The following is a 22,442-nucleotide window of genomic DNA, read 5'->3' as shown; positions in this document are numbered from 1 at the left end:
CAAATGACAAAGGAAGCAGGATAATCAGTAGGTAGGGCAAACGCTCTACCTACAATTGTTATTGGTGAAATTGGGTGCAAAATGGGTGTGAAACTAGGAATACTGGGATTAGGCACCGTGGGAACGGGTACAGTGCAGTTGTTGCAAGATCGGGCTGGACGTCACCCATTGTTGCAAGAGATAGAAATCTATCGGCTGGGAGTCCGATCGCTTGATAAACCCCGTGCAGTAGAATTGTCTAAGGAAGTTTTAAGTACAGATTTAGAAGCGATTGTCAACGATCCGGCGGTAGATATAGTTGTCGAGGTGATGGGTGGACTTGAACCAGCGCGATCGCTCATCCTCAAAGCTTTAAGTAATGGTAAGCATGTAGTCACCGCCAATAAAGCAGTGATCGCCCGTTTTGGGGCAGAAATTTTTACAACTGCCAATCAAGCCGGCGTATATGTGATGCTAGAAGCCGCTGTGGGTGGTGGGATTCCGGTGATTCAACCCCTGAAGCAGTCTTTAAGTGTTAACCGCATTCACACTATAACTGGCATCGTCAACGGTACGACTAACTACATCCTGACGCGGATGCAAACAGAAGGCAGCAACTTCAACGATGTCTTAGCTGATGCCCAACGTCTAGGTTATGCTGAGGCTGACCCTACAGCCGATGTCGATGGCTTAGATGCAGCAGATAAAGTTGCTATCCTGGCATCATTAGGCTTTGGTGGACGCATCAACCTACAAGATGTCTACACTGAGGGCATTCAGCAAGTGAGCAAAACAGATATTGCCTACGCCCAAAAATTGGGATTCGTGATTAAATTGTTAGCGATCGCCAAACGTAATACTCCCTCATCTCCACTCTCCATCAGAGTTCATCCTACCTTAGTGCCCCAAGCACACCCTTTGGCTAACATCAACGGCATTTATAACGCCATTCTTGTCGAAGGAGAACCCATCGGGCAAGTAATGTTTTTTGGCCCCGGTGCTGGTGCTGGTGCAACTGCCAGTGCTGTCACATCAGATATCTTGAATCTAGTTGCTGTCCTCAAAACCAATACAGCAGTTGCAAATCCATTATTAGCTTGTGGACATCAAGAATACTGCCAAATTGCGCCGATGGCAGAACTGATAACTCGGTTTTACGCCCGTTTTCTCACCAATGATCAACCTGGAGTTATCGGTAAATTGGGGACTTGCTTTGGTAACTATGGCGTTAGCTTAGAGTCAATTGTCCAAACTGGCTTTCAAGGGGAACTAGCAGAGATTGTGGTTGTTACCCATGATGTGCCAGAAGGCAACTTTCGGCAAGCTTTGGCAGAAATTCTGAATTTTGAAGCGATCGAAAGCATTCCCAGTTTACTGCGTGTACTTTGAGATTACCGTTTAGCGATCGCTTAACTGCACAATTGCGATCGCTTGGTGTGGAACCAGAAGCTTAATATTTTGGCATAAGGTTAAAGCTAGACTTTGGACTAGAGAGCTAGAGAAAAGCGTTTCTAAACAATCAAAAAGAGCTACTAAAAAAGTCCCCTAAGAAGAGGAATAACACAAGGATTATCAGGCTATTAATAAAATTAGTCCGCTAGCAAGTCCACAACTTGCTCTAGCAGCAGTTTAGCTTTGTAGAGGTTAAGCAGTTTCTCCTGCTCCCAGCGACTAGGTGCGCTCAAATACTTGCCTTCTAAGATTGCCTTGATTAATGCTGCTTGTTCGGCGGTGGGAGAATTCATCTCATCTAGTGCCGCGCTGATGGACTGAAAACTGCCAAACGATAATCGTCGTAATCCTTTCCCTTTTTGTAGCTGGTTAAGTGCGATCGCCGCAAATGCAATCAATGATGTGATATAGCTTACCTTCTGCACTGATTTCCCAGTGGGTCGTAATCCATAACGCTCACATAGCAAGCGTAGTTCGGCAATCGTTTTGATTTCGAGTTCCGATCGTGTAAACATAGAATTGTCTCATTATGAATGGGATATTGGTGGTTGCTGTACTCGCCAAAGTTAGACAACCACCAAATAAACATTAAACAGTTGCAAACGAGTGTTTCAGGCTTCTATTTATATTTCTATACAATGCCTAATCCAAAAGGTAACCCAGAAAGTTTGAGACCATTTGAATCAGAAAGAGAAGAACCACTATCAACTACTATTAGTTTTCGCGCTACTGAAAAAATGAAGGATGAAGTGAAAGCACAAGACGACCCTGCACAATTCTGTAGAGAAGCTATCCAGGAAGCGCTAGACAAGAAAAAGAAAACTTAGCTCAGGGGAGTCTATTATCTTCATCTTTCTTATATATCTGTAGATAAGTATAATTTTACTTATATAAATATATTATTTAAATATTTTTACATAGATTAAGGATGAGGAATCAGGGCGATCGCAGGGAATCTTCATGAGCTAAGCGAGATAAAGGCGCACCGAGCTTCGCAAAAATTAAATAGGAGTTCGATATTGCAATCAAGCGAGAAGCGCGATATTAAATTCAGGCGCTCGTTTATTGAATTCGGGCGCTCGTTTATTGAATTCGGGCAGTCGTTTATTGAATTCGGGCGATCGTTTATTGAATTCGGGCGCTCGTTTATTGAATTCGGGCGGTCTGGTTAGGTGGTGAACCAATCGATAAATATTATGTTGGCTCTCTTTTGGGCGATCGCTTAATTCACGCTGAATATGATAAGGATAAATGGAAAAATGACCCACGCGATACTACAACCGAAGCATTAGCTGAGGTAATTGGTTCCTTGGAAATTGCCTTGCAAATTGTTAATGGCGATTCTCCTTCCCTTCGGGACGCTGCGCGAACGGAGGCGCTTCGCGATCGCACCATTAGTAAAACTCAAGCAGAAGCGTTGGCAGACTATTTTAATGTAGATATTAGTTTATTTATTTAGCTTATTTTCCATAACAACGCTCTTAAAACCAGCGCTTGCTATTGAGCCGGAAATTTAATATTTTAGTATGAGGTTAAAGGTGCATAGACGCGTAGCGGCTTGTTGTTAGACATCGCTTCTCTACTTAATACAACAGCTACAAAATCTTTTGTCATTTAGCTTCTAGAGCTTGAGTAAGCTATGAACCTGTATTAAAAATCCTATGTCCTAACCATCCTAAACCCAAGCCTAGACTAGAAGTGCTAGCTAAAATTAGAAAAGTATGAACCTTGGTGAAAGATTTTTGTAATTCAACTCCAGCCACAGCCACCGCCACACTCCCAGCGGTAGCCACAATCTGAAACCTCAACATAACCCAACTCGCAGCTTCAGCCTTAGCCTTAGGCACAGGCACATCCCCAGCCAAAGGCCCAATCACAGCTACATAAACACAACTCCAAGCGAAAAACACAGCCCAAGCCATAGTCCAAGCCTTACCAACACCCATGCCCTTAGCAACACCCTTAGCCACAGCCCAAGCCATAGCTACAGCCCCTGCCACAACCCAAGCCCAAACTATGTACAGAGCGTTAGACGCGCATAACGAGTAGCCTATCAATAGGTAGCTTAATATTACACCAACCAGCCAGTCCCAAGGAATAATTCTAGGTGATTTAGTAGCTGGTTTACTTGGAATTGCCTCTAAGCTGAGTTTGGCTATGGAATAAACAACTTCTTGTCTATGAATTGGTTCAATAAGTGGTGGAGGCGTTGCTTTTGGTTCTTCTAACATTGCCAACCATACCTGCATCGATTGAGGGCGATCTTTTGCCTCCAATGCCATGCCTTTGAGAATTGCTTGATTTAATCTGTCACTTATGATTGGATTAGTTTGTTTAGGTGATTTCAGGGAAGCATTATCGAGCTTGCGATCCAAAGAGGTTGTGGGGCGTTGACCTGTCACGGCATAATAGAGTGTAGCAGCAAGACAGTAGACATCGACAGTTGGCTCTCGACTGCCTCTGCTTATTTGCTCATAGGGCGCAAACCATTTATTACCTGCAGTTCCCTTTGAACTTAAAGTTTTAGGCACAAGTTCTTTGGCGATTCCAAAGTCAATTAAAACCGCTTTACCCTTTCTTCGCAACATAATATTTCCAGGGTGGGCATCTCTGTGTACTAGCCCTGCCTGATGCACTATGCTCAAAGCTTCCCCAATTTGGCGGATGCAAGGTAGGATCTCCGTTTCTGATAAAGCCCCCTTACGCCTCACAGCTTCAAACAAATTTTCTCCCTCAACAAAGTCCATCACCAAACAGTAGGTAGCACCTTCCTGAAACAAGTCAATCACTCGCACAATATGAGGGTGAGGGTCTTGAGATAATTTTGCCAGTGTCCGCCCTTCTTGGATAAATCTCTCTATGTACTTTTCATATTTCGGATCGTGGCTGAGATATTCATTAGGTGTCTTAATTACAACTGTCTGGTTTAGCTCAACGTGCAAAGCTTTATAAGTAATCCCAAATCCCCCCTGTCCCAGGACTGTCTCAATTACATATTTGCCACCTTGCAATTTTTGTTCTGCTATCCAAGGCATGAATACCTCTAAGTAAAAAATTACTTTAATATCAGCATCTTAATGAGAGTTTAGCCAATTCTACGGTGTTTTGCTAGATGAGGGATTGGGAGATACTGATGGTGGACTATTATTAGACGAAGGGGATTTTAATTTATCCATCACAGCACCCGCCCCTGCAAGTAAGCCTCCTAAAGCTGCGATCGCCGCTATAATCACAGTCCAAAACTGAATTTTTTTATCCCAATTTGAGTTAGGTTTAGAGGGTATTGACGCAGGTATAGGAGTTTCCCCAGTCAGTCCCAAAGAATCGAGCCATTCTCGCATTGACTGCGATCGCTGTTTTGGGTCTAGCTTCATACCTGTTAAAATCGCGCGGTTTGTGCGATCGTTAATCTGAGGATTATGTTTTTTCGGTTCCACTAAAGGAGCGTTGTCTACCTTGCGTTTGAGCGCACTGACTGGTGTTTTTCCAGTCAGAAGTACATAAAGAGTTGCTGCTAAAGAATAGACATCGCTATATGCTCCAGTTGGTTTAGTATGTTGAGCATAAAGCTCAGGCGGTGTAAATCCCTCAGAAGTTTCCTTTGTTCTACTTGTGGTTAAGATATGGTCGAAATCGAGAGCTAAACCAAAATCTATTAGCACTGCTTCAGGCTGTCCTTCTCGCACTCGTAAAAAGATATTTCCTGGATGCACATCCCGATGAATCAACCGATTTTTATGTACTTCGATCAGCGCTTCTCCAATTTGTTGAATATAGCGTAAAGCCTCTGATTCAGAAAGTATTTGTTGGCGACGGTCAGCTAAACTCACTCCATCCACATATTCCATTACTAAACACCAGTGTTCTCCTTCTTTGAACGGTTGTGCAACCTGCACTATATGTTTGTGTTTACATTGAGTAAGTTTTACCGCTTCTTGCCAAAACATCGTTTCCAGTCGTCCGCGTTCCAACTGGTTTAGGGAATTTAGTAAATCGTCATTTAAAGTTTTAATGACTTGGCGATCGCTATTCTGATTTTTGACCAAATAGGTGATGCCAAAACGTCCTCTTCCTAACTCTTTTTCAATGGTGTATTTTCCACCTTGCAAGCGATCACCTTTTACCCAAGCCACATTTGTAGCTCCCAAAATACTTATATTAATTTTCACATAATAAAGCTTGAAGAACCGTAGCCTAGCTTTACAGAAATACTACGATGTCCACGGTAAGCCGCTTTACGTCTGTGCTTGCTAAACTAAAAAACAACCCTTACTCCTGCAAAGGTAACCTTATGACCTCTGCAACCGATTTATTCACCGACCTCACCCCGTTCCCAGACCATACACAACTTCCTGAGTCTGACGGTACATTCGTGAAAAACTTTCAGGAACATCCCCAAAGTATTCTCCTTACCGACTCTATTAAACCGATATTGGAAAAGCGTCATCCTGATGGGCAATACTGCATTGGTCAAGATAGCAGTATCTACTGGCGGATAACTGACCCTCCAGAAAAAGGCGCAGAGGCACCAGATTGGTTCTATGTAGGCAATGTACCGCCTACTCTTGATGGGCAAACCCGGAGGTCTTATGTACTATGGCGAGAGTTTATTGCCCCATTGATTGTATTGGAATTTGTTTTTGGAGATGGTACCCAGGAGCGAGATAAAACTCCTTGGAAGGGGAAATTTTGGATTTATGAACAGGTGATTCGTCCTCCCTTCTACGGCATTTATGAAGTTAATAAAGCCAGTGTGGAAGTTTATGAATTAATTGGTGGAGAATATCATTTATTAACAGCAAATGAACATGGACATTATCCTATACCTCCTTTAGAGGCTGAGTTAGGTATATGGCAGGGACAATATCAGAATATGGAATTACCTTGGCTACGCTGGTGGGATTTACAAGGTAATTTGTTGTTGACGGGCGAAGAAAGAGCCGAACAAGAACGCCAAAGGGCCGATCGCCTAGCTGAACAATTGCGCTCTCTAGGCATTGAACCAAATGCATAATTTTGAGTAAAAGTCAACTATTTATTCACATCCAGCAATCGGGAAGTTTCTAAGCGACTCATCCACTTTGCGAAATAAACTCGATTCGCTTTTTCCTCAAATGGATCTTTAGTATCTATTGGATAAGGCGCCAGTCCTAAAATCGCTGCTGTGGTCACGCAAAACATCGATTTTTGGAAAGTCATACAAATTTGCACTCGCAAATCATCTTCACCCCGGAGGCTGCGACGATAAATTTCATGCAAGTACTCTGGAAGATAATGACGCATATCTTGCATCAACAAGGTAGGAGGAATACCTGCACCGCCGATGGGTAAAGGATCGGCGTATAATGCGCCATACTGGAATCGACTTTGATCTGGGGATATTTGATAAGCTTGAGCGTTGTATGAAACTGTGCCCTGGAAAGGTGTTCCCCTAAAGAAAACTGCTTCTACATAAGGTATTGCTGTGTCTGCTAAGAAAGTTAAACCAACGTCTTCAGGAATGATTTCATAGAGTTTTTCCCGAACTTTGACAGTGTAGGTAATTGGCTTGGATGCATTTTCCACTAACCCTGCTTTAATATGGTCTACAATTTGGGGAATTGATTTGATTTCGCCTTTGTCGTAGCGGTCTGATAAGCTGAGGAAAATATCAGCCATGACTCGCCAAAATTGACCTAAACCAGTGTAGTAAGCAGAAACGCGTAACTGTTCGGTCAAAAAATCTGGAAACAGTTGATTAATGCCTAAAATTAAAGGATTATTTTTAAATTTAGCTATGATGACAGCTTTCGCTCTTTCTTGAAATTCTTTTGTATCTAAATATGTATCTAAACCGCCGCCACCGTGCCACATCATGCCTTTCATGCAATACTCGGCATATTCAAAATTAATGCGATTGTGCCACCAGTGACGAAGTAATTTCTGAAAAGATACTTCTCCATTAAAGTATTTAAAAAATGGGAAAAATACTAAAAACTGATGTTCGGCAATATAATTGAGATTTACTGAATAGGCATCTATAACTACGCCATAGCTTTTGAGAATACCAACTACTTCCACCACATTTTCTGGAGTATCAGTAAGTAATGCCTGTCCTGTTTGCAGGCGTTCAATAAACTCAGGTAAAGGTTCGTTAGTGAATTTCTTTTTAATAGTTACCATTGCAAGTTCTCCATTAAGTATTGGGTATTAAGCATGGGGAAGAGGACAAGGAGGACAAGGTAGCAATCTTTCTCCCTTGTCTCCCTTGCCTTCTACCTCTCCCTTGTCTCCCCCATCTCCCTCATCTCCTCACTCCCCACTCCCTACTTCCCATTTCCGATTCTCTTATCCAAGGACACCGTTGCTACTACGTTTTGAGTATTAACCATTGCTGTAATTGTTGGTTCAGTCCAGCGTGCTAACCAAGATGGCTGGATGCCAAAAATTACAATTAGTAAGGCTAAAATTGCAGCTGGAAGGCGATCGCTCCAATACACGCGTGGTAAGTTGACAACAGGTGAAGATAAACGACCAAAAAAGGCGCGGTTCATAAGTAATAGGAAGTAAACCGCTGTTAAACCCGTACCAATCATGCACAGCAGTGTTTGTACTGGAAAAACTGCAAAACTACCCCGATAAACTACGAATTCGGAAATAAATCCCAACATTCCTGGTATACCTGCGCTGGCCATGACTCCCACAATCATCAAGCTACCGATTACCGGCATACCGCGTTCTGGGTTCAGCAGTCCTCTGATGATTTCTAAATCCCGGCTGCCGGCTTTTTGATATACAACGCCCACCAGCAAAAACAGCATTGCCGAAATCAAGCCGTGGCTGATCATTTGCATCACAGCACCCAACACACTTAAGGGTGTAGCCGCCGCCGCGGCTAAAAGCACATAGCCCATGTGTCCAATAGAACTGTATGCCACCATTTTTTTCATATCGGTTTGGGCGATCGCGCAGGATGAACCATACAGTACACTTACTACTGCCCAAATTGCTAACCAAGGAGCAACATAATTCCAAGCTTCTGGTAACAAGTTCATGCCAAATCGCAGTAAGCCGTAAGTTCCCAACTTCAATAGCACCCCAGCCAACAGCACTGAAATCGGTGTGGAAGCTTCAACGTGAGCATCTGGCAACCAAGTATGGAAGGGAACTAAGGGAATTTTTATCCCGAAACCTACCAAAATTCCTGCTAGCAGTAAAAGCTGTGTTGCTAGAGGCAAAGTTGTCGTGTTCAAGGTTGCTAGTGCAAAGTTAGACGAACCACTCAGCCAAACTATGCCGAGGAAACTTGCCAAAATCAAGATTCCGGAAACAGCGGTATAAATAAGAAATTTGGTTGCAGCATAACCCCGCTTGGCACCACCCCAAATAGCTATCAACAGATACAGCGGAATTAGTTCCAATTCGTAAAACAGGAAAAATAGCAGTAAATCCTGTGCTAGAAAGGCTCCAGTCACGCCAACGCTTAATAATAGTATCAAAGAGTAATAAAATTTAGGACGCTGTAGGGATTCATCACTGCTGTAGATAGCAATGCAAGTCAATAGTCCATTCAAAACTAGCAACGGCAAAGATAAACCATCTATCCCAAGGTTATAGTTCAAGCCTAAAACATCTACCCAAAGGAAAGACTCGGCAAACTGTTGAGTAATTTCCCCTGGATGGAACTGAATTGCTAGTACGATTGTCCACAAGAAAGCGATACTGGCAAAGACCAAAGCCACCCCACGGGCGAATTTACCACTGATACCAGAGGGCCAGAAACCAATCAAAGCTGCGCCGATTAACGGCACTAAAATTAAAACACTAAGCATAGAATTCAGGTAAGGAGAGCAGGGGAAGCTGTTCTTGAGCAGGGGAAAGGGGGAGCAGGGAGAGAATAATAACTTTTAACTCCTAACCGGAGGCAAAGCGTCTCCGGCTTTGCTCCTAACCGGAGGCAAAGCGTCTCCGGCTTTGCTCCTAACTCAGTTAAAAAGGCAATTTATCTAGTAAACCCGATGACCAGCTGATGAAAAAACCCAGGACGCTGACAACTGCTAGGATGGTCAACATATAGCCCTGAGATTGCCCAGAAATACTGTACTTTAAAGTTTGTCCGCCGAGAATTGTCGCAAACCCAACCAAGTTTACTAAACCGTCAACCAAGTAGCGATCGCTCCAAGCAGAAATTTTAGATAGCAGTGCCACTGCACTTACCACCGTTACAAGATAAACTTGGTCAATATAAAAATCATAACCTAACAAGTCTTGCAGAAATCTCCACGCCAATATTCTGGATCTTGACCAAGCTTTATGCAGATAAACTGTACACCCTGCACCTACGCCCACCACGGTAGACCCAAACAACCCTAACGCCACATACCAATTAATACTTTCCCAATTAGGTAGCAAGTACCATTGCTGTAGCATCAAAGGTACAAGCAGAGTCAAGACTGTGAGAATCACCATTGGCAAGGCCATCTGCCAACTAACTTCTGGGGTGCGACGGGTCTTTTGTTGCGGTTTACCCCAGAAGACTAATCTAAATACTCTCGTCAAATTCAATGCTGTCAAACCATTGACCAATATTAAAACCCCAATCACCCAAGGGCTAATATTCACGAAACCGTCAGCCCATGCTAGCATTGCCCAGAAGCTTCCCAATGGTAGCAGTGTTACCATCCCGGCTGAACCAACAACATAGGCAGTGGTGGTGGCTGGCATCCGTGACCACAGACCGCCCATTTCTGTTAAGTCTTGGCTTTGGGTAGTCAAGATGACTGAACCAGAACTCATAAATAATAATGCTTTAGCGATCGCATGAGTTAAGAGCAACATCAAGGCTACACCCCCTTGCTGCAACCCTACCGCCAAAAACACTAAGCCCATGTATGCACTGGTGGAATGAGATAGCGATCGCTTAATGTCAATTTGAGCTATGGATACTAATGTGGCCCCAATCGCTGTCACCGTGCCCATGACTACCAAGGTATTCAAGGCAACTGGCGACAGTGCTAACAATGGTTGCAATTTATACAAAAGATAAGCACCACCAGCTACTACTAGTGAGTTTCGCATTACCGAGGCAGGATTGGGCCCTTCCATCGCCTCATCTAACCACAGGTGCAGTGGAAATTGGGCACATTTACCAGCAGGCCCAGCAATTAACGCCAACCCCAGCAATGTTGATGTCATTGGGCTTAAATTAGCTGTTTGCGCCCACTCATATAAATCCGAAAAGTTCAAACTGCCGGCTAAGGTGGAAAGCGTTACCACAGCCATCAGCAGCAACAAATCTCCCACCCGTTTGGTTAAAAACGCATCCCGCGCCGCTGTCACTACTAGCGGTTGAGCATACCAGAACCCCACTAGCAAGTAGGTCGAAAGCGTCAGGACTTCTAAAAGCGCATAGCTAACAAACAAAGAATCACTGATTGCTAGACCACTCAGCGCTGCTTCAAAAAATCCCAGCAGCCCAAAAAAACGCGCCAACGACCAGTCTTTTTCCATGTAACCCAGAGCGTAAACTTGTGCCAGTAAGCTTAACCCTGTAATTAAAACTGTTGCTCCAATGCTGATTGGCGATACTTCCAAGCTTAAAGATAAGTCTAAATCCGCAGCTTTGAACCAAGTGATCAGTAAATTTTCTGGTTCTTTATCCCAAATATTTTTAAATACAAACAGGCTATGGGCAAAAGCCAAAACGGTCGTTAATAAGTTGATGTATGCCGCAGGTCTTGGTCCTGTTTGCCGAATTATTCCTATTCCCCACGGCAATGTCAAAATTGCACCCAATAAGCTATATAAAGGCACAAACCAACTTGTTGAAAATATAAATTGATTCATTTAAATTTACCTTGACGATTCAGCCTTGATTTGAAAAAAGCTTTCAGACAATTATTTATTTAAAAAAATTAATTTAGTCAAACATCAATGTTTTTTATTTTTTGTTTCAACTAAATTCTCAAAAGTATTTTTACTTTAGTTTACCTAATTAAACTTCGATAAAATATAACTTTACATACGTAAAAGCATTTACTTGCCTTAACCTCACCGACCTTTTTACATTTGTATTTCTACTTTGAGCAAACTACTTTATACGATATATTTGAAAAAATTATATATTTTTCACCTAGTCCTTGTGCAGATAACGAAATTTCACGAAAGATAGAGACAGCATAAGATACAGCCGCTGCTTCTCCCTCGGCAGATGGAATTAGCCTTGGTTATGAATGTCGTTTTGTAAATGTGATAAAGAAATTATAAAGCATAAGTGGCTGCTCTAGGAATCAGTAAACTTTAATTGCTCAAAAGCACAGATAAATATTTGTTAAGTTTTTTAAAACTTTCTTATCATAAACTATTATAGTAATTTATATTGCCAGGGACGCCAAGCTTTCCTATGCTTAATTTGGAAGTGTTTTCTTAGCTTAAGATAAAGCTCTCCCCGTCAAAAATTTCAAACGACAGTACAGATTGGATTAATTTTGTAGGAGTTCTGCGGTGCCAATTGCAGTTGGAATGATTGAAACTAAAGGCTTTCCAGCAGTTGTAGAAGCTGCTGATGCGATGGTGAAAGCCGCCCGTGTCACTTTAGTAGGATATGAGAAAATTGGTAGCGCTCGCGTCACCGTGATAGTTAGGGGAGATGTATCGGAAGTCCAGGCTTCCGTAGCGGCTGGGGTTGAAGCTGCTAGAAGAGTCAATGGTGGTGAAGTGTTATCCACTCACATCATTGCTCGTCCCCACGAAAACCTAGAATACGTCTTACCGATACGTTACACAGAAGCTGTGGAACAGTTCCGCACTTAAAAGCTGTTTAAACAAAGTCATTAACGCTCTTTGCCTAATTGAGCATCACTTTTGTCCAAGGCTAAAAACTTTTCAAAATAGGGATTAAAACTAATGTCAATTGCAGTAGGAATGGTTGAAACGCTTGGCTTTCCAGCAGTAGTGGAAGCTGCTGACGCAATGGTGAAAGCTGCCCGCGTCACTTTAGTAGGCTATGAAAAAATCGGTAGTGGTCGGGTTACAGTGATTGTCCGGGGTGACGTGTCGGAAGTGCAAGCTTCCGTGGGCGCAGGAGTTGAATCTGTAAAGCGAGTCAACGGCGGACAAGTGCTATCTACTCATATCATTGCTCGTCCTCACGAAAACTTGGAATACGTTCTCCCAATTCGTTATACCGAAGACGTAGAGCAATTCCGGGAAAATGTGAATGCAATTCGTCCTTTTGGTAGAAGACCGTAATTTGTAATGCAAGTTGCCAAAGTTCGCGGCACAGTAGTTAGTACCCAAAAAGATCCAAGTCTTAGAGGTGTAAAACTACTGTTGTTACAATTAGTGGATGAAGACGGAAACATCCTGCCACAATATGAGGTAGCAGCAGATAGTGTAGGAGCAGGAGTAGATGAGTGGGTACTTGTCAGTCGTGGCAGTGTTGCTCGTCAAGTGCTTGGAAATGAACAACGTCCATTAGATGCAGTAGTGGTGGCGATCATCGATACTATTCACGTTGAAGATCGCCTCATTTATAGCAAAAAAGATCAATATCGATAGTCATTGGTCATTTAGTCATTAGCCATTAGTCATTAGTCATTAGCTCTCGACAAATGACAAAAGACAAATGACAAATGACAACTGACAAATGACAATACAGGAGGAATCTCGCGATGGCAGTCCGCAGCACGGCGGCACCCCCAACCCCGTGGTCAAGGAATTTAGCTGAACCAAAAATCCATGAAACTGCCTTTGTACATTCATTCTCCAATCTAATTGGGGATGTACGAATAGGTGCAAATGTAATCGTTGCTCCGGGGACTACGATTAGAGCAGATGAAGGCACACCTTTTTATCTGGGTGAAAACACCAATATTCAAGATGGTGTTGTCATTCATGGGTTGGAGCAAGGCCGAGTAATTGGCGATGACCAAAATAAATACTCAGTATGGATTGGTAAAAACGCTTGCATTACCCACATGGCTCTAATTCACGGGCCAGCTTATGTAGGTGATAATTCCTTCATTGGCTTTCGCTCTACGGTGTTTAATGCCAGGGTGGGTGCAGGTTGCATCGTGATGATGCACGCTTTGATTCAAGACGTAGAGATTCCCTCTGGTAAGTATGTACCTTCGGGAGCGATAATTACCAGCCAGCAGCAAGCTGACCGTTTGCCAGATGTGCAAGATCAAGATAAAGAATTTGCTCATCATGTGGTTGGAATTAATCAAGCATTACGAGCTGGTTATCTCTGTGCTGCGGATACTAAATGTATAGCACCCATTCGGGATGAAAACGCTAAATCTTATACAGGTAATGGTATTACTGTTTTAGAGTTGGAAAGGAGTAGTGAAGTGTCGAGCAATAGCTTGGGTGGAGAAACAATAGATCAGTTGCGGTATCTGTTGGGGCAAGGATATAAAATTGGTACGGAACATGTAGACCAAAGACGTTTCCGTACGGGTTCTTGGACTAGTTGTCAACCAATCGAAACCAGATCGCTCGATGAAGCGATCGCAGCATTAGAAAGCTGTTTACAAAACCATAGTGGCGAGTATGTCCGATTGTTTGGGATTGACAAAGGTAAACGGCGCGTGCTAGAAGCTATCATCCAACGTCCCGATGATGATCCAAAATCAGCTACCAGCTTTAAAGCGCCAACTAGTCATGGTAATAGCAGTTATAGCAGTTACAGGAGCTACAGCAGTAATGGTAATGGTAACGGTTCTAGCAGTGGCCAAGTCAATGGCGAAACTCTAGAGCAAATTCGCCAACTATTGGCAGGTGGTTATAAAATTGGCATGGAACACGTAGATGAGCGGCGTTTCCGCACTGGTTCCTGGACTAGTTGCAAGCCAATTGAAGCAACTTCAACAAATCAAGTCATCTCCGCTTTGGAAGAATGTATCGCAAGTCATCAAGGCGAGTACGTACGTTTAATCGGTATTGACACCAAAGCCAAACGGCGGGTATTAGAGACCATTATCCAACGTCCAAATGGTCAAGTAGCTTCCTCTGGTAGTCATAAATCATTTACTAGTAGTGCAGCACCCTCTGGTACAGGAACAGCTAGCAGTAAGCGCTTGAATTCTGAAGTAGTAGACCAACTCCGGCAATTATTGGCTAGCGGGTCTAAAATTAGCCTTGAACACGTGGATGAGCGCCGCTTCCGTATAAATTCCTGGACTAGTATCGGTCAAATCCAAGCCTCCTCAGAAAGAGAAGTGATCGCAGCTATAGAAGCACACCTCGGTGAATACGAAGGGGAATATGTACGCTTAATTGGTATTGACCCCAAAGCCAAACGGCGGGTATTAGAGACTATTATCCAACGTCCAAACGATCAAGTAGCCTCATCTAGCAGTCAGAAATCATTTAGTAGCAGTAGCAGTCCATCCTATACTACAGCAACAGCAACAGCTACCAATACCCGCTTGAGTAGTGAAGTCGTAGACCAACTCCGGCAATTATTGGCTAGCGGCTCAAAAATTAGCCTTGAACACGTAGATCAACGGCGATTCCGTATAGGTTCCTGGACTAGTATCGGTCACATTCAAGCATCCTCAGAAAGAGAAGCGATCGCAGCTGTAGAAAAACACCTCGGCGAATATCAAGGGGAATATGTCCGCTTAATTGGGATTGACCCCAAAGCCAAGCGCCGGGTATTAGAAACGATTATCCAACGTCCATAAGAAATTAGGAGCAAAGCCGGAGACTCCGAAGCTCCGGTTAGGAGTTAAAAGTTATGAATTAGGAGCAAAGCCGGAGACTCCGAAGCTCCGGTTAGGAGTTAAAAGTTATAAATAAACTTTGAATCAAAACTCTCATCTAAAAATTCTTAATTCGTCACTCCTAACTCCTCACTCCTCACTTGTAATTCCTAACTCTCTATTTTCCGGCTTCTGAGGTTAAAATTTTCATGTCTGTGCCGCCACTGCGCCTCAGCAACAACTTTGATTTTTACATTAGTGGTGAGGTGACTATTCATCCAAGCGCGGTACTTGCACCTGGGGTGATCCTCCAAGCGGCTGTGAACAGCAAGATTATCATTGGGCCAGGGGTCTGTATTGGTATGGGAGCAATTCTCCAAGTCCATGAAGGCACTCTAGAGGTAGAAGCAGGCGCAAACCTGGGAGCTGGTTTTTTGATGGTTGGCAAAGGCAAAATTGGGGCAAATGCTTGCATTGGTTCAGCGACAACAGTTTTTAACTATTCAGTTGAACCTGGACAAGTAGTACCACCTGGTTCCATTTTAGGAGACACCAGTCGGCAGATTGCTCAGATAAAACAACCGGAATCATCTACAAATAATTCAGCTTCTACAAATGCACCACCGCAGAAGGAAGAGGAAAATGGCTCAGGTGGAGTTAAGGAAAAAATAATTTCCTCAACTAACTTCTCAGCTTCAGCTGTTGTAGATTTCAAACAAAACAAGTCGATTTCTTACTTTAAATCTCCCCCCACTCCAGAAAGTCAGTCTCCTCCCGTGGAGGAACCAGCCAATAATCCTGATTCCACCTTGCAAGAAGCTCCTCAAGAGTCTACAAAACATGACTCAGACCCCAATCAGCTAACCACAGAATCCCCTAACGGTTTCGGGACTCAAATTTATGGGCAAGGGAGCATACACAGACTATTGACCACATTGTTTCCTCATAGACAATCCTTGAGCGACCCAAACTCTGACGATTAGTCCGAGTAAGTGTTAATTGTAAGTTGTCCGCTTTTTCCGTATCTTGGAGAATTCACATGGAAACATATAATCAACGGTCTATGAGTTCCAGCCAGGGAGCGAGTATTCAAGACACCTTTCAGGATACTGCTTTAGGTTTAGTTTCTACCCGCAGCTTTCCAGCAATAGTTGGTACAGCGGATATGATGCTGAAATCAGCGGGAGTTCACCTAGTTGGATATGAAAAAATTGGCGGCGGTCATTGTACTGCTATCGTCCGGGGTGGAATTGCGGATGTGCGTCTGGCTGTAGAATCAGGTGTGCAAACTGCTGAACAGTTTGGTCAGTTAGTTTCTAGTTTGGTGATTCCCCGACCTTATCCCAACCTAGATATAGTGCTTCCCATCACAACCCGTTTCACTAAATTGATGCAAGAGGGCAATTCTAGCCGTCTGAGTAATCAAGCAATTGGTCTGGTAGAAACGCGAGGATTTCCAGCGATGGTAGGAGCGTGTGATGCCATGCTCAAAGCTGCTGATGTTCATTTGGCAGCCTATGAAAAAATTGGTGCGGGTTTGTGTACAGCCATTATTCGTGGTTCCGTAGCAAATGTGGCGGTAGCAGTGGAAGCAGGAATGTTTGAGGCAGAACGCATTGGAGAATTAAATGCAGTGATGGTAATTCCCCGACCACTGGACGAAATGGAACAAACCTTGCCATTAGCAAGCTGCTGGATAGAACAACGCCAACCATTAAACTTGCCAGTGAATATTAAAGAACAAGTTGCCGAAATCGAGGTACTAAGATTACCAGATTTAACCAAGCTACCTACAAAAGTTACAGAAGAATTATGGAATGATGAATGATGAATGATGAATTGGGGAAAATCTACATTCAGCATTCAACATTCATCGTTTAGATGGAAGGCATCTTACGCTTTAGCTATTCTGAATAATAGCTTCTTCAATCCATAAATAAAATACCTTTCTTTTAATAGGAAATATAGAGTTTTATCTATGATAAACCTCGTAACTTTCTGTGAGCATCACTATATCATTTGCCAGTGTTCAGCAATACTAGTTTTATATCTATAAATCGCTATATACAGGAGAATTACCCTTGAACCAAGCGACGCTGCATCAGTTAAAGGTGTTCGAGGCGGCGGCACGACACAGTAGCTTTACTCGTGCAGCTGAAGAATTGTTTCTCACCCAACCTACCGTTTCTATGCAGATCAAGCAACTCACAAAATCGGTAGGTTTGCCATTATTTGAGCAAGTGGGGAAGCGGTTGTATCTGACGGAAGCAGGACGGGAATTATTTGCCACTTGTCGGCAGATTTTTGACAATATAGCCCAGTATGAAATGAAGGTGGCAGATTTAAAAGGGCTAAAACAGGGACAATTACGCTTGGCAGTGATTACAACGGCAAAATACTTTATTCCACGTTTGTTAGGGCCGTTTTGCGAACTTTATCCAGGGATTGATATCTCGCTGCAAGTAACGAATCACGAACAAATTTTGGAACGAATGAGTCAGAATCTGGACGACTTATATATTATGAGTCAAATTCCAGACAATATAGATGTGACTTGTGAACCATTTTTAGAAAATCCTTTGATAGTCTTTGCACCGAATAATCATCCGTTATCCAAGGAAAAAAACATTCCTATACAACGCCTGTCTAACGAACCTTTTATTATGCGGGAACCAGGTTCAGGAACTCGTCGCGCCGTCCAAAAGCTATTTGAAGAACAAGGGGTGATGGTAAAAGTCAAGCTAGAATTGGGAAGTAACGAAGCAATTAAACAAGCGATCGCAGGTGGTTTAGGAATTTCTGTTTTATCCCGTCATACCTTACTATTAGACGCCTCAGAGTTTAGCATTTTAAATGTACAACACTTCCCGATTCAGCGAAATTGGTACATGGTTTACCCATCTGGCAAACAGCTATCTATCGTTGCACGTGCCTATTATGAGTATCTCTTGGCTGCGGCAAAAAATATTGTCAAGCAAAATGCTAATAGTCATTCTGGTACGCTTGAACCAATATTATGGGTAAAATAATTCGTAATTATGAATTACGTAACTTGCTTCTCACCTTTGGCGAGTATTACGAATTACAAATTACTTAAAGGGGTTGACGGTTAGACCGGGAAGCATTGACAATTAACCAGCAGAATCATTAAGAATGGGGGAAAACTGGCAGTGGTTAACCCAGAAATGCCGTCTTGGCGCAAAACAGTACAAAGCGAGATTGTAGCTGTTACCGTGTATTCTGACAGAGCATTAGTTATAAGGCGAGGTGTAGTTTCTTTAACAGGAATTGAACAGGAATTAGTAATTACCCCAGTGCCAGGAACTCTAGAAACTGAGTCTGTCAGGGTTAGCGGTACAGGAACAGTAGGGGTGCGCTTGGTGGGAGTAAGTAGTGATCGCATCTACACTACTGAACCTGTAGCGGAGCGAGTAGCACATTTTACAAGGCAAATTCAGCAACTAGAAGCAGAAAAACGCCATCTGCAAGCCCAAGTGGATGCTTTAGCATTGCAGTCTAGTTTTATCGCAGGCTTACGGGAAAAAACAGAAGAACCCTTTTCACAAAGTTTGTCTCGGAAAAATCTCAGCCTCAGCGAAACTTTGGATTTCCTCAACTTTCTCGGAAGCCAGTATAGTGAGTATGCGATCGCATCTGGAGAGTGCAAAACCCAACAGCAGGAATTAGACAAACAACTGCAAGCACTCCGCACCTCATTGCAAAAAATCCAAACGCCCCATCCGAAAGAGAGTTTTAGTTTAGTTGTGGCAGTTGAAGTTACAAGTGAAGGCGAATTTGAATTAGAGCTATCATACTTAGTGAATCGCGCTAGTTGGACTCCGCTTTATGACTTGCGCTTTAGCACTACCAGCGATATTGTGCATTTAAGCTACCTTGCAGAAATCATCCAAAGCAGTGGCGAAGATTGGATTGGTGCAAATCTCACCCTTTCCACCGCTAAACCGGGATTAGGTACACTTCCACCCAAACTTGATCCCTGGTATATTGATGCCCCACGTCTCCAAAGAGTGCGACAACGATTTGCTGCCCAGCCACCACTGCTGCCTAGCATAGCAGATCCGCCTGCTTCTGCTGCCAGAGCAGATTGGCAAGCAGAAGACGAAGTTACAGAGGATGGTCTTATCCCAGCAGAAACCGTTGCAGCAGAAGTATCCAAAGAAGGGAGTGTAGTTACCTTTAAATTGAATGGTGGTGGTAACATTCCCAGTGATGGCGCACCCCATAAAACTACAATTTTCAATAATGATTATCCTTGTAATTTTGATTATGTGGCAATGCCGCGCTTGGTAAGCTTCGCTTATCTACAAGCTAATGTGAAAAATAGTTCCAACGGTGCAACTTTGTTACCAGGTAAAGCGAATATTTTCCGCGATAACGTTTTTATTGGGACAACTCAGTTAGATAATATTGCACCAGGGCAAGAATTCAAACTGAACTTAGGGATTGATGAAGGTTTAAAAATTGAGCGCGACTTAGTTGAACGTCTGGTAGACAAAAGATTAATTAGCAACCAGCGTCGGATTACTTATACTTATCGGTTAATAATTATTAATTTATTAGATAAACAAGTAAATCTGAAAGTAACTGAACAATTGCCAGTTAGTCGCGACGAACAAATTAAAGTGCGCCTCAGCCGTAGCAACCCGCAAATTCAACTGGGCGAAATGGGGATTTTAGAATGGCAGTTAACTTTTCCACCACAGGAGCAACGAGAGATATATTACCAGTTTAATGTTGAACATCCGCCTGAATTAACTGTGGTTGGGTTAGATATTTAGAATCAAGTTTTCCTGATTCTATTCTAATACTAATTGTTCAGTTAGAAACAATGGTTCGATTCAAAAACTTGTTTTTGATTTCCAACTTTCTATTTATGATTTCACAACTAAAATTGGTTTCTGGGATTTTTTTTGAGGTAAAACTTTTGCTCCTCGTTTGAGTCGATAACCTAAATAATTTAATTTGAGGCAAATTTCTGTCAACTGATATTTTACATCTTGTTACATTATTTAATTTTTTAACACCAACTTGCTTAATTATGAAAAGCCTGTACTGCCATTGAGACTGCCAATCCAGTTATGTCCCTTGTTGATGAAGTTACCTGCCACATCATCATGCTTAATAACCTTAGTTGAATCCTTTTGTGGTGTGTCAAAGTTACAAGCGATGGTACTGTAGTCCACTGTGGTAGTGCCATAAGTAGAATTGTTGTAAATGCCGCCACCATCACCAGACTCGTAAGTACCAGAAGTGAGTTCGATTCCGAAAGCTTTATTATGCTTGATAGTGCTGTTGCCCACTGTTAGAGTGCCATCATTATAGATGCCACCACCAAAATGTGCCTGATTGTCACTAAGGGTACTATAATCTACCGCAACAATACCTCGTTGAGCGGTGTTCGTGTACTGGTCGTAGAAGCTATCATTGTAAATGCCACCGCCGGCTGTCCCTGCTGTATTGCCACTAATGCTGCTATAACTCACGGTAACACTGCCTCCTGAATTACTATAATTGCCAGTGTAAAAGTTGTAGATACCACCGCCGTAGTCGCTAGCATAATTATCACTAATAGTACTCTTACTTACCGATACGCTCTGCCTATTGTAAATGCCACCACCATCGCCATCGCCGTACTCACCATTCACAGTGTTGCCAGTGATAGTGCTGTACTTTACCGATAGGATGCCATTATTGAAAATGCCACCACCACCGTAAGCGCCATCAGCACTGTACTTCCCATTCGCAGTGTTGTCACTGATAATACTGTAGTTTAAATTAACAGTGCAACTGTCATTGTTGTAAATACCACCACCACTGGCGTACCTCCCATTCACCGTGTTGCCAGTAATAGTGCTGTGGTTGACCGTAAGGATACTCGGTGATAGTACACGTGTGTCTCCTCCAATGTTGATAATGCCGCCTCCAGATTCTGCTGTGTTGCCAGTGATGTTGCTATAGTTCACTGTGAAACTATTGGAGTCATTACTGCTGTTAGAAATGCCGCCTCCACCACCAGATTCTGCTGTGTTGCCAGTGATGTTGCTATTGTTGACTGTGAGGTTGCCATCGCTGGAAATGCCGCCGCCGCTCCCACCGCTGTAGGGTCCACCTGTTGCTGTATTGCCAGTGATGTTGCTGTTGTTGACTGTGAGGCTGCTGTTGTTGACTGTGAGGCTGCCATCGCTGGAAATGCCGCCGTAAGGTACTGCTTGTAGGTTGAAATTGTCAATGCCGCCGCCAAAATCCGCCGAATTGTCAGTGATGTTGCTATTGTTGACTGTGAGGCTGCCATCGCTGGAAATGCCGCCACCGCCGCCGCTGCCTTTAACCACTGTGTTGCCTGTGATGGTGCAGTGATTCACTGTAAGGCTGCCAGTGTTGTAAATGCCGCTGCCCCTGCTCACCATGGTTCCGTAGTCTATTGCGTTGTAGTTTACTCTGTTGCCAGTGATGATACAGTTGTTTAAGATAAGAACGCCATCATTGGAAATAGCACCACCTCCTGATGCGCCATTGTAACTATTAGTAATAGTCAAGCCGTTGATTGTAGCTGTTACACCACTTTTCATGTCAAAAACACGGGAAGCACTATTATCCTTAATAGTTAGTAAGTTCGGATTTATCCCTTCAATAGTAAGGTCATTTGTGATACTCATACCACTACCAGTCAGACTGATGGCATGAGCCAGCCCATCATTAAACAGTCCACCAAAATCGATGATATCTTTTCCTGTCAGGGCATTGGCATCTAAAATTTCCTGCCGTAGTGAACCTGCACCACTGTTGTTGGTATTAGTAACAGTAAATGTAGCCATTAATATGACTCCGATTTTTTTAAGTGTATAAAAATTGCGTTTAAGGTTTGTCTTGATATTACTACAACTTGTGAACAAGCCGCAGGTATCGCGCTTTTATTGTCCTCACACATGGAAAACAATACCGTTCAGTTAAGCCCAAAATCCTTGGTAAATATGCGAAATTGAAATTCGTTGCGCTCCGCTAACACGCCTCTACAAGTCTAAAATCAGTACCAAAAATCCTTAACTGAACCGTATTAGTTTCTAAATGCTCTTCAACCAACTCATTAGCTACATCAAACCATTCCCTCTTTTTCGCTGAGGCAATCGAAGTTTGCATTCAAGTCGCTGCTGGCTTGACCACATTGGGCATCAGGCATTAGGTATTGGGGATTGGGTATTGCCTATTGGGCGATCGCTAATCTTGGTCAAACAGTTATATTTATCAGGTATCGAAACATTGTAGGCTGTGGAGCGCAGGGTCTACAGTAAGCGCGGTGAAAAT

Annotated in this window: 20 protein-coding genes; 13 read left to right on the top strand and 7 right to left on the bottom strand. The window is 43.0% G+C overall.

The genetic code is table 11. From position 1 onward, the window contains the following. Nucleotides 1-81: 81 nt before the first annotated feature. Nucleotides 82-1,368: a homoserine dehydrogenase gene (locus V7L29_RS21975; protein ID WP_334736800.1), complete on the top strand. Its 1,287-nt coding sequence runs from the start codon at nucleotides 82-84 to the stop codon at nucleotides 1,366-1,368. Nucleotides 1,369-1,568: 200 nt separating this feature from the next. Here V7L29_RS21975 and V7L29_RS21970 read toward each other — a convergent pair whose 3' ends face one another. Then, the gene (locus V7L29_RS21970; RefSeq protein WP_334736799.1) at nucleotides 1,569-1,946 is read right to left on the bottom strand and encodes a hypothetical protein; all 378 of its coding nucleotides are present in this window, start codon (nucleotides 1,944-1,946) and stop codon (nucleotides 1,569-1,571) included. A 123-nt stretch (nucleotides 1,947-2,069) separates the two neighbouring features. Here V7L29_RS21970 and V7L29_RS21965 point away from each other — a divergent pair, with 123 nt between their 5' ends. Continuing rightward, the gene (locus tag V7L29_RS21965) at nucleotides 2,070-2,258 is read left to right on the top strand and encodes a hypothetical protein (RefSeq protein WP_263745781.1); all 189 of its coding nucleotides are present in this window, start codon (nucleotides 2,070-2,072) and stop codon (nucleotides 2,256-2,258) included. 383 nt (nucleotides 2,259-2,641) lie between these two features. Then, entirely contained in the window at nucleotides 2,642-2,890 is a 249-nt protein-coding gene (locus V7L29_RS21960) for a hypothetical protein (protein ID WP_334736798.1), read from the top strand. A 178-nt stretch (nucleotides 2,891-3,068) separates the two neighbouring features. Here V7L29_RS21960 and V7L29_RS21955 read toward each other — a convergent pair whose 3' ends face one another. Beyond that, nucleotides 3,069-4,466 (bottom strand): serine/threonine protein kinase, encoded by a 1,398-nt coding sequence (locus tag V7L29_RS21955; protein ID WP_334736797.1) that lies wholly within the window; start codon nucleotides 4,464-4,466, stop codon nucleotides 3,069-3,071. Between the two features lie 60 nt (nucleotides 4,467-4,526). Next, complete coding sequence (locus V7L29_RS21950; protein WP_334736796.1) at nucleotides 4,527-5,564, bottom strand: serine/threonine protein kinase; 1,038 nt, start codon at nucleotides 5,562-5,564, stop codon at nucleotides 4,527-4,529. Between the two features lie 158 nt (nucleotides 5,565-5,722). On the opposite strand from V7L29_RS21950, the gene V7L29_RS21945 reads away from it, so the two are divergent. Next, nucleotides 5,723-6,445 carry a Uma2 family endonuclease gene (locus tag V7L29_RS21945; RefSeq protein WP_334736795.1) on the top strand — a complete coding sequence of 241 codons (723 nt, stop codon included), beginning with the start codon at nucleotides 5,723-5,725 and terminating at the stop codon, nucleotides 6,443-6,445. A gap of 17 nt (nucleotides 6,446-6,462) precedes the next feature. On the opposite strand, the gene V7L29_RS21940 is transcribed toward V7L29_RS21945, so the two are convergent. From V7L29_RS21940 to V7L29_RS21930, 3 genes are all read right to left on the bottom strand, one after another. Further along, nucleotides 6,463-7,593, bottom strand: a complete 1,131-nt coding sequence (locus V7L29_RS21940) for a CO2 hydration protein (RefSeq protein ID WP_334736794.1) — start codon at nucleotides 7,591-7,593, stop codon at nucleotides 6,463-6,465. Between the two features lie 143 nt (nucleotides 7,594-7,736). Continuing rightward, nucleotides 7,737-9,242: an NADH-quinone oxidoreductase subunit M gene (locus V7L29_RS21935; protein WP_334736793.1), complete on the bottom strand. Its 1,506-nt coding sequence runs from the start codon at nucleotides 9,240-9,242 to the stop codon at nucleotides 7,737-7,739. 157 nt (nucleotides 9,243-9,399) lie between these two features. Next, complete coding sequence (locus V7L29_RS21930; protein ID WP_334736792.1) at nucleotides 9,400-11,256, bottom strand: NAD(P)H-quinone oxidoreductase subunit F; 1,857 nt, start codon at nucleotides 11,254-11,256, stop codon at nucleotides 9,400-9,402. A 657-nt stretch (nucleotides 11,257-11,913) separates the two neighbouring features. Here V7L29_RS21930 and V7L29_RS21925 point away from each other — a divergent pair. The 8 genes from V7L29_RS21925 to V7L29_RS21890 all read left to right on the top strand — a co-directional run bounded on the left by V7L29_RS21925 (nucleotide 11,914) and on the right by V7L29_RS21890 (nucleotide 19,918). After that, nucleotides 11,914-12,222: a carbon dioxide-concentrating mechanism protein CcmK gene (locus V7L29_RS21925; protein ID WP_015209255.1), complete on the top strand. Its 309-nt coding sequence runs from the start codon at nucleotides 11,914-11,916 to the stop codon at nucleotides 12,220-12,222. A 93-nt stretch (nucleotides 12,223-12,315) separates the two neighbouring features. Next, nucleotides 12,316-12,660 (top strand): carbon dioxide-concentrating mechanism protein CcmK, encoded by a 345-nt coding sequence (locus V7L29_RS21920; RefSeq protein WP_039748664.1) that lies wholly within the window; start codon nucleotides 12,316-12,318, stop codon nucleotides 12,658-12,660. A 6-nt stretch (nucleotides 12,661-12,666) separates the two neighbouring features. Further along, on the top strand, nucleotides 12,667-12,969 hold the full coding sequence (locus V7L29_RS21915; protein ID WP_322729866.1) for a EutN/CcmL family microcompartment protein: 303 nt from the start codon (nucleotides 12,667-12,669) through the stop codon (nucleotides 12,967-12,969). 113 nt (nucleotides 12,970-13,082) lie between these two features. Then, on the top strand, nucleotides 13,083-15,101 hold the full coding sequence (locus V7L29_RS21910) for a ribulose bisphosphate carboxylase small subunit (RefSeq protein ID WP_334736791.1): 2,019 nt from the start codon (nucleotides 13,083-13,085) through the stop codon (nucleotides 15,099-15,101). 227 nt (nucleotides 15,102-15,328) lie between these two features. Beyond that, a complete protein-coding gene (locus V7L29_RS21905; protein WP_334736790.1) occupies nucleotides 15,329-16,102 on the top strand; it encodes a transferase in 774 nt (257 codons plus the stop codon). 56 nt (nucleotides 16,103-16,158) lie between these two features. Continuing rightward, the gene (locus V7L29_RS21900; RefSeq protein ID WP_334691924.1) at nucleotides 16,159-16,947 is read left to right on the top strand and encodes a BMC domain-containing protein; all 789 of its coding nucleotides are present in this window, start codon (nucleotides 16,159-16,161) and stop codon (nucleotides 16,945-16,947) included. Between the two features lie 253 nt (nucleotides 16,948-17,200). Further along, nucleotides 17,201-18,148, top strand: coding sequence for a LysR family transcriptional regulator (locus tag V7L29_RS21895; protein WP_334691925.1), 948 nt, complete (start codon nucleotides 17,201-17,203; stop codon nucleotides 18,146-18,148). 141 nt (nucleotides 18,149-18,289) lie between these two features. Further along, nucleotides 18,290-19,918 carry a mucoidy inhibitor MuiA family protein gene (locus V7L29_RS21890; RefSeq protein ID WP_334736789.1) on the top strand — a complete coding sequence of 543 codons (1,629 nt, stop codon included), beginning with the start codon at nucleotides 18,290-18,292 and terminating at the stop codon, nucleotides 19,916-19,918. 258 nt (nucleotides 19,919-20,176) lie between these two features. On the opposite strand, the gene V7L29_RS21885 is transcribed toward V7L29_RS21890, so the two are convergent. After that, a complete protein-coding gene (locus tag V7L29_RS21885; protein ID WP_334736788.1) occupies nucleotides 20,177-21,955 on the bottom strand; it encodes a hypothetical protein in 1,779 nt (592 codons plus the stop codon). A 316-nt stretch (nucleotides 21,956-22,271) separates the two neighbouring features. Here V7L29_RS21885 and V7L29_RS21880 point away from each other — a divergent pair, with 316 nt between their 5' ends. Continuing rightward, the gene (locus tag V7L29_RS21880; RefSeq protein WP_334736787.1) at nucleotides 22,272-22,403 is read left to right on the top strand and encodes a hypothetical protein; all 132 of its coding nucleotides are present in this window, start codon (nucleotides 22,272-22,274) and stop codon (nucleotides 22,401-22,403) included. The last annotated feature ends 39 nt before the right edge of the window (nucleotides 22,404-22,442 follow it).

It is taken from the genome of Nostoc sp., assembly GCF_036916575.1.
Taxonomy (GTDB): Bacteria; Cyanobacteriota; Cyanobacteriia; order Cyanobacteriales; family Nostocaceae; genus Nostoc.
The sequence above is the reverse complement of the archived record's forward strand: the minus strand, read 5'-3'. Positions and strand labels throughout refer to the sequence as shown.

Coding starts and splice junctions, on each gene's coding strand:
- V7L29_RS21975 (WP_334736800.1), top strand. CDS start 82: ATGGGTGTGAAACTAGGAATACTGGGATTAGGCACCGTGGGAACGGGT.
- V7L29_RS21970 (WP_334736799.1), bottom strand. CDS start 1,946: ATGTTTACACGATCGGAACTCGAAATCAAAACGATTGCCGAACTACGC.
- V7L29_RS21965 (WP_263745781.1), top strand. CDS start 2,070: ATGCCTAATCCAAAAGGTAACCCAGAAAGTTTGAGACCATTTGAATCA.
- V7L29_RS21955 (WP_334736797.1), bottom strand. CDS start 4,466: ATGCCTTGGATAGCAGAACAAAAATTGCAAGGTGGCAAATATGTAATT.
- V7L29_RS21945 (WP_334736795.1), top strand. CDS start 5,723: ATGACCTCTGCAACCGATTTATTCACCGACCTCACCCCGTTCCCAGAC.
- V7L29_RS21940 (WP_334736794.1), bottom strand. CDS start 7,593: ATGGTAACTATTAAAAAGAAATTCACTAACGAACCTTTACCTGAGTTT.
- V7L29_RS21935 (WP_334736793.1), bottom strand. CDS start 9,242: ATGCTTAGTGTTTTAATTTTAGTGCCGTTAATCGGCGCAGCTTTGATT.
- V7L29_RS21930 (WP_334736792.1), bottom strand. CDS start 11,256: ATGAATCAATTTATATTTTCAACAAGTTGGTTTGTGCCTTTATATAGC.
- V7L29_RS21920 (WP_039748664.1), top strand. CDS start 12,316: ATGTCAATTGCAGTAGGAATGGTTGAAACGCTTGGCTTTCCAGCAGTA.
- V7L29_RS21915 (WP_322729866.1), top strand. CDS start 12,667: ATGCAAGTTGCCAAAGTTCGCGGCACAGTAGTTAGTACCCAAAAAGAT.
- V7L29_RS21910 (WP_334736791.1), top strand. CDS start 13,083: ATGGCAGTCCGCAGCACGGCGGCACCCCCAACCCCGTGGTCAAGGAAT.
- V7L29_RS21905 (WP_334736790.1), top strand. CDS start 15,329: ATGTCTGTGCCGCCACTGCGCCTCAGCAACAACTTTGATTTTTACATT.
- V7L29_RS21900 (WP_334691924.1), top strand. CDS start 16,159: ATGGAAACATATAATCAACGGTCTATGAGTTCCAGCCAGGGAGCGAGT.
- V7L29_RS21885 (WP_334736788.1), bottom strand. CDS start 21,955: ATGGCTACATTTACTGTTACTAATACCAACAACAGTGGTGCAGGTTCA.